The sequence below is a fragment of the Streptomyces kronopolitis genome (assembly GCF_014646275.1).
GTDB classification, from domain to species: Bacteria; Actinomycetota; Actinomycetes; order Streptomycetales; family Streptomycetaceae; genus Streptomyces; species Streptomyces kronopolitis.
Window position 1 is genome coordinate 40,214 of record NZ_BMND01000027.1, and the last position, 13,398, is coordinate 53,611.

Sequence of the window (13,398 nt, forward strand, 5' to 3'; positions counted from 1 at the left end):
CCGACGGGCGTGTGGGGCAGGGGTCTGGCGGTCGTAGGGCAGGGTCCGAGGGCCTCCGTAGTTGCCGGGTTTTGCGGGCCCCCGGTTCCATAGTTCCCCGATTCGGGGAACACTAAGGTCCCCCCTAGTCACCGGCGGCGGATGATGTGCGACGTACCGGCAGGACAGAGCCGGCTCTCTCCGCGGAGGCCAGGAATGCGTCACCCTTCCGAGCGTCGGCCCTACACCAGACCCCTGTCGGCCGAGGAATGGCTGTACGTGGGCATGGGCGGCCGGAACACCATTCAGCACGTCATCGAGGGCGACGGGACGCTGGATGCCGAGGCGCTCGGCGCGGCGGTGGCGGTCGCCTCGGAGGCGTGCCCGGGCACCCGGCTCCGGCGGCACGGGCGCGAGTGGGTGGACAGCGGGACCGCCCCCTTGGTGCACGTCCTGCCCGGCCCGTTCGACGGGCGGCTCCTGGACTCCCCGGCGCTGCGCAAGCCGCTGAGCCCGTCCGGGCCGACCTGCGAAGTGCTGTTCGTTCCCGGCGAGCCGGCCACCGTGATCTTCCGGGCCTGCCATGCCGTGACCGATGCCCGGGGCCTGCTGCCCTGGGCCGTCGACGTGTTCCGGGTGCTGCGCGGTGAGCAGCCGCTGGGCGCGCCCGACCGGCTGAACAGCGACGAGTTTCTGCAGCAGCTCGACCTTCCGGACGGGCTGCCGCCGATCCCGCAGGGCGTGGGGAAGCTGGCATGGCCCTCTCCACTGGGCCAACTGCCCCGAAGACGGGGCGGGTTGCTGTGGCGGCGCCGGACCGTCGACGGCAGCCACCCGGCGATCACGGCCAAGGTGACCAGCGCGCTGGCCGCGGCCTACGGACCGGGCGGCCGGGGTCAGTTCTTCGTGCCGGTCGATCTGCGCCGCCATGACGCGACGGTCCGGTCCACGGCCTGGCTGTCCCAGGCGCTGGTGCTGGACGTCGGCCCCGGGGACGGGTGGGAGGAGACGCATCACCGGATGCTCACCGCGCTGTCCGCGAAGGAGGAGCTGGCGCTGCGCACCGAACCCCGCCTGCTGCAGGCGCCGTTGCCGGTGCTGCGCCTGATGTCGGCGGCGGTCGACCGGGCGGCCGTCCGCAAGGGCCGGTTCTCCGCGCTCGGCTTTGTGACACATCTGGGCGCCTTCGGCCTGCAGGACTTCAGCACCGCCGGCTTCCGGGCCAGGACGCTGTACACGCTGGGCGGCACCGGTCCGGGCAGCCCGCCGTCCATCGAGATGATGGAGAGCGAGGGCCGTACCGAGATCACCTTGGCGTGGCAGGACGGCCCCGGCGTCGCGGAACGCGCCGAGGCGCTGCTCGACCGGGTGGCGGAGGCCCTGTCGCCGCGCGCCCACCGCCACTGGACGGGCAACGACACCGCGCGGGCGCTGCCGACGGACGGTTCGGTGGTCCGGCTGTTCCGTGAGCAGGTCCGGCGGACCCCCGACCGGGTGGCGCTCAGCGGGCCGGAGGGGCCGGTCACCTATGCCGAGCTGAGCCGGCGCGCGGATGCCGTGGCCGCCGAGCTGGTGCGGCGCGGCGCCGGCCGGGGCAGCGTCGTCGCCCTGCTCGCCGACCGGTCGGTGGCGGGTGTGGCGGGGCTGTGGGGGGTGCTGCGGGCCGGGGCCTGCTACCTGCCGGTGGACGCCCAGCATCCCGACGTCCGTCTGGCCAGTCTGCTCACGGACGCGGGGGCCGCCTTCTGCCTGGTGGAGCGGCCGTACGAGCAGCGCGAGTGCCTGCCGGAGGGGTGTGTGCCGCTGGTGCTGGACGAGCTGATGGCCGCGGCGGACGGCACGTCCGGCGACGGCGGCTTCACGGACGCCGAGGTGGCGCCGGACGACCTGGCGTACATCATCTACACCTCGGGCTCGACGGGCCGCCCCAAGGGCGTGCAGATCGAGCACCGCAACCTCCAGCACTACGTCCACTGGGCGACCCGGGAATTCGGGGTGGATGCCGAAACCCGCCTGCCGCTCCTCACCTCGCCGTCCTTCGACGTCTCGGGCACGTCCGTGTTCCTGCCCCTGCTGGCGGGCGGCGAGGTGATCCTCCTGCGCGACGAGCCCCATCACCTCTCGCTGCGCCGCCTGCTGGAGCACTCGGGCGCCAATACGCTGAACCTCACCCCCTCCCATCTCGACCTGATCGGGCAGCTGGACATGCACCCGGCCGGGTTCCGCACCATCATCGTGATCGGTGAGCAGCTGCGGGTGGAGGTCGCGGCGCGGGCTCAGGAGATGTTCGGGGCCGACTGCCGGATCGTCAACGAGTACGGGCCGACCGAGGCGACCATCGGGTGCACGGCGTACACCTTCCGGCCGGCGGAGGACCGCGGCCGGGCCGTGGTGCCGATCGGGATGCCGGCCGACAACACCCAGGTGTTCCTGCTCGATGCGCAACGGCGGTTCGTCGCGCCCGGTGAGGTGGGCGAGATGTATCTCGGCGGGGTGCAGCTGGCCCGCGGCTACCGCGGCCGCCCGGACCTGGACCGGGAGCGCTTCCCGGTACTGGCGGACGGCACCCGGGTCTACCGCACGGGTGATCTGGCCCGGATCCTTCCCTCGGGTGGGCTGGAGTTCATCGGACGCATCGACAACCAGGTCAAGGTGCGGGGCCACCGGGTGGAGCCGGCGGAGGTGGCGCAGTGCCTGGAGGGCCACCCGGCGGCCGACCGGGTCGTGGTGGTGGCACGGAGCAGGCCCGGCCGGCCCGGCAAGTCGCTGTTCGCGTATGTGCTGTCCCGCGCGGAGGTGACGCCGAAGGAGTTGACCGCCTACGCCGCCGAACGGCTCCCCCGTTTCATGGTGCCCGCCGCGGTCGTCCTGGTGACCGAGCTGCCGTACACGGTCAGCGGCAAGGTCGACGAGAAGGCGCTGCCGGACCCGTTCGCCGAGGAGCACGGGGCCGGGGCACCGGTCCGCGGGGGTGCGGCCGCGCCGGTGGATCCGGTGGAGGAGGCGGTGGCCCGGGTCTGGGCACGCACCCTGGGTGTGGAGCGCTCCCGCCTCGACGGTCAGGCCGACTTCCACCGGATGGGCGGTGATTCGCTGTCGCTGCTCGCGATGGTCGCCGGTGTCTGCCGCGAGGTGCTGGAGTCCGGCCGGGAAGAGGTGTTCATGGCCCAGCTCGCCACGATCATCAGCGATCCGACGCTCGACCGGGTGGTGGCCCTCTCCCGCGCGGCGGCCGCCGGGGACCGCGGCCCCGGCCCCGAGGGCCCACCGGCACCCGCCGTTCCGGACGCCGCCGAGCCGACGGCGTCCGAAGCCGGAGGGGTCAGTACGTCACCGTGATCCGACGGGCCGGCCCGTCCACCCGCACCGTGCCGCCGTAGGGGATCACCACCTGCGGATCGGTGTGGCCGAGGTCCACGTCGAAGACCGCCATCGTCTGCGGGGCGTACGCCGCCAACGCGCGCAGGACCGCCTCGCGCTGCTCGACGACGTAACGGCGCTTGGCCTCCGGGCCGTTCGGCCGGTCGAAGGACCAGGCCTTGGCGCGCCCCATCAGCAGGGCGGGGAAGCGGGCGAGCAGCCCGCGCTCGCCCATGCTGCGCAGGATGTGGAAGACGTCCTCCGCCGCGGGCAGCGCCTCCGAGGTCTCCAGGAACAGGACGCCGCCGTCGTACGCGGCCGGGTCGCGGTCGATCTCGCGGTCGGCCATCAGCAGCCAGGACAGGATTTCGATGTTGCCGCCCCAGGAGGGGCCCTCGACGACCCGCTCGGGCCGGTGCCAGATCCACCCGTCGGCGGGCTCCGAGTCCCGCTCGACGCGGAAGGTCTCGGGGTCCGCCCAGTCGCGGTCCGTGTCCCCGAAGCGCTCGGCGGCCCGGAGTTCGTAGGGGCCGGACGTGAACAGGGCCGCGCGCATCGAATCCGCGGACATCGGGTGGAGGGCGTAAGGGCGGCCGAGTTCGGTCATCAGGCAGGCTCCGTGATAGCCGACCATGCCGAGATTGCGCAGGAACATCAGCAGATTGGTGTTGTCGCTGGTCCCGAAGAACGGCTTGGGGTGGGCGCGGATCAACTCCCGGTCCAGCAGCGGCAGCACGGTGATCTGATCGCTACCGCCGATGCTGGCCATCACCGCCTTGACGGTCGGATCGGCGAACGCCGCGTGGATGTCGTCGGCCCGCTCCTGAGGCGTGGACCCCATCCGCCGGGTGGCCGGATACTCCACGGGTTCCAGCCCGAATTCCTCCCGCAGCCGCCGGAGCCCCAGCTCGTAGGGAAGCGGTAGAACTCCCGGCAGCCCGGACGACGGCGAGATCACCGCGATCCGGTCACCGGGCACGGGCTTGGGCGGATACACAGACGTCTTCATACAGAGCAGATTAAGGCGCCAACTTCGCTTCCCTCACCTGCATTTCGCCACGTCGTGCCGAATAGGGAGCCGACGTACCGCTCCGCCGTGCGCCCCTCGCGGAGTGACGGCTAAGACCCGTGACCGGCGAGGGGATCGGGATCAGATGTGTGCCCGTCGGTGGGGCCGGGGCAGCGGGAGCGGATCACGCCCTTGTCGGCCAGTAGGGCGTATACGGCGGCCGCGGTCTGGGTGATCGACATGTGGTGGGTGGTCAGGCGCAGGTCGGGGTCGGGCGGTGGCTCGTACGCCACGTCGGGCGGCGGTGTGGGGGCGGCGGGGCCGGTTTCTTCCCCGGTGGGGCGGCGCTGGGCGCAGACGGACCGCGGGGCGTCCAGGTGGATTTCCACGTAGGGGGTGCCGGATGCCTCATGGCGCCGGCGGACGGCGGCGCGGCCGGCCGCGCCGGGGGCGGTGGCGGAGACCAGGGTGAGGAAGCCGTTGCGGGCCAGGACCTCGGCGGCGAGGCCGGTGCGCTCCGTGTGCCGGTGGGGGTCGTCCCGTGCGGGTCCGGTGGGGAGCGTCGCGTACCGGGGGTCGCCGTCGAGGATCTCCACCCGGTGGCGCCGTTCGCGCAGGGCGTCGGCGAGGGCCTGCGCGATGGTGGTCTTGCCGGAGCCGGGCAGTCCGGTGAACCAGACCGTCGCGCCGGCGCATCCGCACCTGAGACCGTCGTCGTTCATGTCAGCGCTTCTCCCGCGGTACGTCGAAGCGGTCGTAGTAGAAGGCGAAGCGTTCCCTGAGTTCGGGGACGTTCAGGGCGAAGTCCTCGGCGGCGTAGCGGTGCCGGCCGCTGCGGTGCTTCTCGGCCGTGGCGTACGCGCGCATCGCCTGCTCGGTGGCGTCGTCCAGTTCGCGGCCGGCCACCTCGTACACCCGGCGTACCTCGCGGATCGGGTCCTCGACGAGCAGGCGGAAGAACACGTCCACGACCTGGTGCTCACGGCCCGCGCGGTCCCGCAGCGAGGCGCGAAGGGACCGCTCGATGATGTCGGCGGCGAACTTGCCGATGAGGTGGGGGTTGGGGTGGGCGAAGTAGACCCGGGAGCCGTAGGCGACCATGTTGCTGAAGGAGATGACCGAGGTCACCGGGTCCCGGTGGGTCTGCACCACGGTGGCGTCGTCGAAGGCGCCGAACAGCGGGAGCAGCATTTCGGCGTGGCCGGGGGACTTCAGCACCCAGCGGTCACCGGCCGGGCGGCTCCATTGCAGGAACTGCAGGATCCGTTTGAAGTAGCGGTAGCCCTCGGTGTGGTCGGTGGTGGTGTACCACCGGGTGTAGGCGGGGACCAGCCCGATGTCCTCGTACATGGGTGAGCAGTGGCTCAAGGACAGCAGCAGGTTGTCCTCTTCGGCCTCGTCGTGCACGAGCTCGTGCATCGCGGCCTGTTCGGGCAGGATCCGGTTCGTCATCCCGACCTCGACCCGGCTGGCCTGGATGCGGGGGTCGGGGTCCTTGCGGGCGGCGGTCAGGTCGCCGTCGGGCAGGGGGTGGCTCGACTCCCACAGCGGGAGGGAGCGGGAGAGCGGGTCCCGGGCGATGAGGCGTTGCAGGAAGGTCGTGCCGGTGCGCGGTGCGCCGGTGATGAACAGCGGTGCGGCCACCGGCGCTTCGAAGACCTCCGGGCGGCGTGCGGCCAGTTCGGCCAGGCGCAGCCGGGTCGAGAGGTTCTTGACCAGCTGGCTGTGCAGCATGAACCGGCCGTTCGCACTGAGCTGGACCTCCTCGGTGAGCGAGTGGCACAGCAGGGCCAGCGGCTCCTCGAAGGCGCTGCCCGCGGCGGCGGCCGGCACCTTGGCCTTGCGGGCCGCCTTGCGCTTGAGCGCATCGGGGTCGAGCGGCCACAGTCGCGGCGCCAGCGGCCCGAGCAGCCCGTTCATCGCTCTGAGCGGCCACGGGAGACGCGGGTACGCCAGAAAGGTGCCGCGTGCGGTGAGTTCTTGACGTTGCGGAAGCGGCACGTGGGTCAGCATCAACTTCTCCCATGGGGGTGAACCGATCGCCGGTATTCTGGTCACGCACCGTGCACACCCGGCAAGGCTCTACCGGAATAACTAGGAGTTCTTCTGGGCTTCCGGGGCTCGCCGCGACGGCCACCTCGGGAGACCCGTCGGGCGGCCCGCGAGGCGCCGCGGAAGGCGGTGTGACCAGCCCGGCAGCCGGGTGGGCGCGCACGCGTCGTTCCGCTGCGTGCGCGCCCACCCGGCTGCCGGGAGCCGTGTCCGCGGCTCCGCTCAGGCCGTCCCGTCGTCCTTCGACTCCGCCGAGGCCCGGGATCTGCCCGGCCGCCTCCCCCGGCCGGGGAAGAGCAGCTGGAACACCCCGGTCCGGTGCAGGATGATGTGCGTGATCACCTGGAGCACGAGGTAGGTCACGAAATACAGCGCGCCGTCGAGCGCCGGCACCGTGTCGACGGACAGGGTGTACGCCATGATCACGCGCAGCGCCGCGTCGACGAGCAGCCCGCAGCCCCACAGCACGGTCAGGCCGCGCCAGATGCGCCGGAATTGCGGGTCGGTGCGCCAATACCCTTCCAGGGCCTCCGACTTGCCCGGGAGCAGCGTCTTCAGCGCGCGGTAGGTGAAGGGGCGGGAGGTGAACAGCGAGCCGAGGATCCACAGTGCGATCAGCCCGGTGAACCAGCCGCCTCTGGCCAGGGCCAGGCGGGGGCTGCCGGAGATGAGGGAGCCGAGGCCGGCGAGCACGAGGATGGCGATGACGAAGAGGCCGACGCTGTCGACCTTGCGCTGTTTGACGATGGAGTAGCCGGTGCTGAGAGCCGGCGCGGCGGCGCTGATCAGCAGCGACACCAGCTCGCTGCAGCCCGCGCTGCGCAGCGCGTAGTAGAGCCCCACGGGAAGGACGACATCACAGAGCAGGGTCACCGCGAACTGGCGGCGGGCTGCGGTCTGCTCGCGTTGATTGCTGTCTTGTGCCAACTCGGTCTCGTCACGCAGTGCAGCCATCGCTGCTCCTTGAGTCGTCTGTTGCCGCCCGTCCGTGGGGGATCGGACCGCTCTCCGAAGAGTCTGCGCCACCGGAGCCCGATCGGCCCCGAGACCCACGACCCGGCATCCACGGCGAGCACCCCACGGCGAGTTGCATAGCTAAGCAAAAACTAGCACACGCAAGCAGGCGCGGCGACCCCTCGCCGCGGTGGAGCGGCGCCGAGGCCGGGCACCGGCCCGGACCGCAGAGCCTGCCACCGGCAGGTCCCGGAGGTGGCCCCGGTCTGAGGGTTCTGGAGCATTTTCCAGAATGCGTCCCGGAACCACGCCGACCCGGGATTCCGGCATTAGGGTCACCGGCAGTTACCTGGCGGGGCTCGCCGCGCGTGGCGTGGGATCACGACGCCGGTTCCGATCCGGTCCAGCCGATGGTGGAACGCGACCTGGAGAATCCATGATCATCGAAGACTGCCGTATCTGCGGCAACCGCAACCTGCTGCCCGTCCTCGACCTGGGCCCGCAGGCGCTCACCGGCGTCTTTCCCCAGACCCGGGACGAGGACGTCCCGGCGGTCCCCCTCGAACTCCTCAAGTGCTCCCCGGACGGCTGCGGCCTCGTCCAGCTCCGCCACACCGCCGACTTCGGGCTGATGTACAACGAGAACTACGGCTACCGCTCCGGGATACGCCCGTTCATGGTCCAGCATCTGCACCGCAAGGTCGCGGCGATCACCGACCTGGTCGACCTGGGCCCGGACGACCTGGTCCTGGACATCGGCAGCAATGACTCCACCCTGCTGCGCGGCTACCCCACCCCCGGCCCGACCCTGGTCGGCATCGACCCGACCGGCCCGAAGTTCCGCGAGCACTACCCGCCGGGCGCCGAGCTGATCCCCGACTTCTTCTCGCGCGACCTGTTCTCCGACCGGTTCGGCGCGCGCCGCGCCAAGGTGGTCACCTCCATCGCGATGTTCTACGACCTGCCGCGGCCGATGGCGTTCATGCAGGACGTGTACGACGTCCTCGAAGACGACGGTGTCTGGGTGATGGAGCAGAGCTATCTGCCGGCGATGATCGAGGGCACCGCCTACGACGTGGTGTGCCACGAGCACCTGGAGTACTACGCGCTGAGCCAGATCGAGTGGATGGCCGAGCGCGTCGGCTTCACGGTCCTCAAGGCCGAACTCACCGAGGTCTACGGCGGCAGCCTGTGCGTGACCCTCGCCAAGCGGCCCGGCCGCTACCCCGTGGACGAGGCCGGACTGGCCGCCGTCCGTGCCCGGGAGACCGCGCTCGGGCTGGACACCATGGCCCCGTTCGAGGCGTTCGCCGAGCGCGTGCACGGCTACCGCGACCGCCTGCGTGACTTCCTCGATGAGTCGCGCAAGGCGGGCAGGGTGACCCTCGGGTACGGCGCCTCGACCAAGGGCAATGTCATCCTGCAGTTCTGCGGGCTCACCGAGGACGACCTGCCGTGCATCGGCGAGCCCAACGCGGAGAAGTCCGGCTGCTTCACCCCCGGCACGAAGATCCCCATCGTGTCCGAGGAGGAGGCCAAGTCCCGCCGTCCCGACCAGCTGCTGGTACTGCCCTGGATCTACCGGGACGGCTTCATCGAGCGGGAGAGCGACTTCCTGGCCGGCGGCGGCAAGCTGGTCTTCCCGCTGCCCGACCTCTCCGTCGTCTGACCGTGCCGCTTCGCCCGGCAGGGACCGTCCGGATCCGGCACTAGGGAATCTTCCACATGGGCCCCGCCCATACTGAGGCAGCCACAGCCGGGTCCGGCCCGTCCCTCCGGCCGGAACAACGGACCGTGCGCGGTGCCGCGACGAGCCGCACCCGCCTGCGCAAGGCACAGACCAGTTTCCGAACGTGGTGGGAGCGCGAAAACGTGAGTGACATGAGGCGCAGCACCGAACCGAGCCGGCCGCGGCGGCCCCGGGCGTGCCCCGCGGCACCGCCCGCACACGACGCGACGGGCAGGTGACCGTGATGCATACCCGAAAGCTCGCTGTCGCCGGCGGATTCGAGTTCACCCCCGACATCCACACGGACCAGCGCGGGCTGTTCGTCTCGCCGCTGCAGGACGAGGCGTTCCTCGCGGCGGTCGGCCACCGGTTCCCCGTGGCACAGACCAACCACAGCCGGTCGGCCCGGGGCGTGCTGCGCGGTCTGCACTTCACGGCCACTCCCCCGGGCCAGGCCAAGTACGTCTACTGCGCGCGGGGCCAGGCCCTGGACGCCGTCGTGGACATCAGGGTGGGCTCCCCCACGTTCGGCCGGTGGGACCTCGTCCGGATGGACTCGGAGTCCTTCCGGGCCGTGTACATCCCCGACGGACTCGCCCATGCCTTTCTGGCACTTGAGGACGACACGGTCATGTCGTACCTGGTGAGCAGCGCCTACGACGCCGAGCTGGAGCACGCGATCGATCCGCTCGACCCCGCGATCGGGCTGCCCTGGCCGCCCGAGGTGAAGTTCCTGCTGTCCGCGCGCGACACCGTGGCGCCCACTCTGGCCGAGGCCGAGGCCATGGGCATGCTCCCGCAGTACGCCGACTGCCTGCCGGCCGTGCCGGCCGCCGACCCGGGAGGAATCCGGGTCGGTGAGTGAGGAGAGGGGTGCCGTGGCACCGTCCAGGCCGTCCCCCGGTCCCGCGCGGGTGGCGGTGCTGGGGGCGACCGGTTGTGTGGGCCGGCATCTGTGTGCCGCCTTCGCGGCCGAGGGCAGCGAGGTCGTCGCGATCGCTCGGCGGTATGTGCCGCAGGTCGCGGCCCACCGGTTCCTGCCCCTCGATGTCGCGGGCAGCACCGTCGGGGAACTCGCCCGCGTACTGGCCCGCGAACGGGTCGATGTCGTGGTCAACGCGACCCTCGGCTGGGGGGAGGAACTGCACTACACCAACGTGCAGTTGGTGGAGCGGCTGATCGGCGCGCTGGCGCGGCTGCCGTCCCCTCCGCGGCTGGTCCACCTCGGCACCATCCACGAATACGGCCCCGTCCCCTCCGGGACGTCCCTATCCGAGGACACGGAGCCCGCTCCGGAGAACCCCTACCCGAAGGCGAAGCTCATCGCCTCCCGGAAGGTGCTCGACGCCGTCCGCGACGGCGCGCTCGACGCGGTGGTCCTGCGGGTGGCCAACACCCTGGGGCCGCACCCCGCCCTGGAGAGCTTCTTCGGCTCCCTGGCGGTCCGGCTCCGCGGCACCGACCCGGCCACCGGAATCGAGCTGACCATCGCCGACGCCCGGCGTGACTATGTCGACGTCCGGGACGCGGTGGACGCCGTGGTCAAGGCGGCCCGGACCACCCGCGCCGACCCCTTGGTCAACATCGGCTCCGGCCGGGCGAGGGGCGTACGGGAGCTGGTGGACGAGCTCGTCGCCGCCGCCGGGCTGCCCCCGGAGACGGTGCGCGAGCGGCGCGGGGAGGTGCACAGCAGGGGCGCCGACTGGATCCAGGTCGACATCGCGCGCGCCCGAGGCCTCCTCGGCTGGCACCCCCGGTACACCGTCGGGGAGTCCATGCGGGCGATGTGGGAGACCGTGTGCGCGGACCAGCCGCTCCCGGCCCGGCAACCGGGCTGAACCACGTCCTCCGCGCCGCTTCCCACGCGAGGCAAACGCTAGGGATTTGCCGGGTAGTTCGTGCTCGGCGCGACAGGACTCGAAGTGTTTGCTCAGCCATGTCAGAATATGCTCACGCGAGCAAACCATTCGAGTGCGCGGTGGACGACGGACGAGATTCGCATCCGCGAGGCAGGAGGCCGCCATGACCGCCCCGATCATCAGCGCCAAGGGGCTCGCCCGCACGTACACGACCAAGAAGGGCCCGGTCGAGGCGGTGCGGGGCATCGACCTCACCGTGGCGCCCGGGGAGATCCTCGGATTCCTCGGCCCCAACGGCGCCGGCAAGACCACCACGATGCGCATGCTCACCACGCTGCTGCCCCCCACCGGGGGAAGCGCCACCGTCGCCGGACACGACCTCGCCGGCGACCCGGCCGGGGTGCGCCGGCGCATCGGCTATGTCGCTCAGGTCAGCGGGGTCGACCCGGCCATCAGCGTGCGCGAGGAACTGGTCACCCAGGGCCGGCTGTACCGGCTCGGCAAGACCCAGGCCAAGAACCGTGCACACCAGCTCGCCGAGGACCTCGACCTGGCCGATCTCCTCGACCGGCCCACCCGCGCCCTCTCCGGAGGCCAGCGCCGCCGCCTCGACATCGCCCTGGGCCTGACCCACCGGCCCGAGCTGCTGTTCCTCGACGAGCCGACGACCGGACTCGACCCCGGCAGCCGCTCCGACGTATGGGATCTGGTGCACCGCATCCGCGCCGAGGGCACCACGGTCTTCCTGACCACGCACTACCTCGACGAGGCGGACGTCCTCTCCGACCGGCTCGTCGTCGTCGACGACGGCCTGGTCGCCGCCGAGGGCACCCCGCAGGAGCTGAAGCTGCGCTACACCGGCTCGGAAACGGCCAGCCTGCGCGAGGCCTTCCTCGCCATCACCGGCCACCACACTCCCGCCCCCGAAGCTCCCGTCGCCGTCTGACCGCGCGCTCCCCCACGGAGGTTGACTTGTCGCACTCGCCCCCCGCCGCGCCCTCGGCGCCGGCCGGATCCGAGCCCGCGGAGGTACCGTCCCGGCGCCATGCGGCCAGGAGGAGTTCCGGCCTGGCCGACCTGGCCGCCGACACCCGCCTGATCCTCGGGCGCTATCTGCGGCAGACGCTGCGCGCCAAGATCGGCCTGGTGGTGGGCGTCCTGATGCCGCTGCTCGTGCTGTTCTTCTTCGGCCCTCTGCTGACGCACCTACAGCTCGGCACCGGCGGTGACGCCTGGCAGACGCTGGTGCCGGGGCTGCTGGTGCAACTCGGCATGTTCAGCGCCGCCTTCGCCGGCATCGGCATTCTCATCGAGAAGCAGCACGGTGTGATCGAGCGGATGCAGGTCACCCCGGTCAGCCGGCTCGCGCTGCTCATGGGCCGGGTCCTGCGCGATGTCGTGCAGATGCTGGCCCAGTCGCTGCTGCTCGTGCTGGCGGGGATGGCGATGGGGTTGCGCGCCCCGGTGCTCGGCGTCCTCATCGGCTTCCTGTTCGTCGCCGTGCTCACGGTGGCGCTGGCCTCGCTGTCCTACGCCCTGGCCATGCGGCTGAACTCCCCGGAGGAGTTCGCCCCCGTGGTCAACACCATCAACCTGCCGGTCATGCTGCTCTCCGGCATCCTGCTGCCGATGGCACTCGCGCCCGGGTGGCTCGACCTGGTGTCGAAATTCGTGCCGCTGCGCTACCTGGTGGAGGCGGTCCGGGAGGCGTTCCTCGGCCACTACACCAGCACCGCGATGATCCGGGGCGCCCTGGTCGCGGCGGTGCTCGCCGCCATCGCGATCTTCCTCGGCGCCCGGATCTTCCGCAAGGCGGGGGCTTAGACCAGCGGTCCGCATGACGGGAGGCGGTCAGGTCAGGGGCTGTGGATGCCCTGACCTGACCGCCTCGTCGTGCGGCGCCTTCGCCCCGCCGGACGCCGTGCCCGGCGGCCCGGCCGCGGGTGGTCCGTGCGGGGCGGTGGGTCAGGCGTCGATCCAGTGGTGCGTCTGGGCGAGTTCCATGACGCGCTTGCGGACCTGTACGAGTTGCGCCGCGGTCAGGGTCGGTGCCGCGTCGAGCAGCGCCTCGGTGAGTTCACCGCGGAATTCGGCGGCGGTCAGGACCTCGCACACCAGCTCCTCGTCCGACTCGGCGGCCGCGGACCGCTCGGGGGTCACCGCGCCGGGAGCCGGCCGCCGCACGGTGGCCGTGCGCGCCGGTTCGAGCAGCTGCACCTCGCCGGCCTTGAGGCCGCGGTCCCCCACCTCGGTGAGGTACTCGACCCGCAGTCCACTGCGGAACAGATGCTTCTCGTCGCACAAGTCGTTGGCGTGCACGAAGACATCCTCACCACCGGCGTCCGGGGCGATGAAGCCATAACCTCGCACGTCGTCGAACCGCACAACCGTACCCGTAGCCACCTCGGGCTCCCCTCTACTCCACCATCATCAGCACGCACACCGCACACGTCTCC

11 protein-coding genes are annotated in these 13,398 nt (G+C 71.5%); 6 read left to right on the top strand and 5 right to left on the bottom strand.

Features of this window, described 5'->3' with window-relative positions; all coding sequences use genetic code 11:
- Positions 1–195 precede the first annotated feature (195 nt).
- Positions 196–3,318, top strand: a complete 3,123-nt coding sequence (locus IEY78_RS25055) for a non-ribosomal peptide synthetase (protein WP_189101911.1) — start codon at positions 196–198, stop codon at positions 3,316–3,318.
- On the opposite strand, the gene IEY78_RS25060 is transcribed toward IEY78_RS25055, so the two are convergent.
- From IEY78_RS25060 to IEY78_RS25075, 4 genes are all read right to left on the bottom strand, one after another.
- Positions 3,302–4,348 (bottom strand): S66 family peptidase, encoded by a 1,047-nt coding sequence (locus tag IEY78_RS25060; protein WP_189101913.1) that lies wholly within the window; start codon positions 4,346–4,348, stop codon positions 3,302–3,304. The two genes, IEY78_RS25055 and IEY78_RS25060, sit on opposite strands and share 17 nt — an antisense overlap.
- 110 nt (positions 4,349–4,458) lie before the next feature.
- Positions 4,459–5,070 carry an adenylyl-sulfate kinase gene (locus IEY78_RS25065; RefSeq protein ID WP_189101915.1) on the bottom strand — a complete coding sequence of 204 codons (612 nt, stop codon included), beginning with the start codon at positions 5,068–5,070 and terminating at the stop codon, positions 4,459–4,461.
- 1 nt (position 5,071) lies between these two features.
- Complete coding sequence (locus IEY78_RS25070; protein WP_189101917.1) at positions 5,072–6,268, bottom strand: sulfotransferase family protein; 1,197 nt, start codon at positions 6,266–6,268, stop codon at positions 5,072–5,074.
- A 354-nt stretch (positions 6,269–6,622) separates the two neighbouring features.
- Entirely contained in the window at positions 6,623–7,354 is a 732-nt protein-coding gene (locus IEY78_RS25075) for a VC0807 family protein (RefSeq protein WP_189101918.1), read from the bottom strand.
- A 436-nt stretch (positions 7,355–7,790) separates the two neighbouring features.
- Between IEY78_RS25075 and IEY78_RS25080 the strand changes: the two genes are divergently transcribed.
- The 5 genes from IEY78_RS25080 to IEY78_RS25100 all read left to right on the top strand — a co-directional run bounded on the left by IEY78_RS25080 (position 7,791) and on the right by IEY78_RS25100 (position 12,766).
- Positions 7,791–9,023, top strand: coding sequence for a class I SAM-dependent methyltransferase (locus tag IEY78_RS25080; protein ID WP_189101920.1), 1,233 nt, complete (start codon positions 7,791–7,793; stop codon positions 9,021–9,023).
- 304 nt (positions 9,024–9,327) lie between these two features.
- The gene (locus IEY78_RS25085; protein ID WP_189101922.1) at positions 9,328–9,948 is read left to right on the top strand and encodes a dTDP-4-dehydrorhamnose 3,5-epimerase family protein; all 621 of its coding nucleotides are present in this window, start codon (positions 9,328–9,330) and stop codon (positions 9,946–9,948) included.
- A 13-nt stretch (positions 9,949–9,961) separates the two neighbouring features.
- Positions 9,962–10,921 (top strand): NAD-dependent epimerase/dehydratase family protein, encoded by a 960-nt coding sequence (locus IEY78_RS25090; RefSeq protein WP_189101924.1) that lies wholly within the window; start codon positions 9,962–9,964, stop codon positions 10,919–10,921.
- Positions 10,922–11,105: 184 nt separating this feature from the next.
- A complete protein-coding gene (locus IEY78_RS25095; protein WP_189101926.1) occupies positions 11,106–11,888 on the top strand; it encodes an ABC transporter ATP-binding protein in 783 nt (260 codons plus the stop codon).
- 122 nt (positions 11,889–12,010) lie between these two features.
- A complete protein-coding gene (locus IEY78_RS25100; protein ID WP_189101950.1) occupies positions 12,011–12,766 on the top strand; it encodes an ABC transporter permease in 756 nt (251 codons plus the stop codon).
- Positions 12,767–12,907: 141 nt separating this feature from the next.
- Here IEY78_RS25100 and IEY78_RS25105 read toward each other — a convergent pair whose 3' ends face one another.
- Entirely contained in the window at positions 12,908–13,345 is a 438-nt protein-coding gene (locus tag IEY78_RS25105; RefSeq protein WP_189101927.1) for a cold-shock protein, read from the bottom strand.
- Positions 13,346–13,398: the final 53 nt, after the last annotated feature.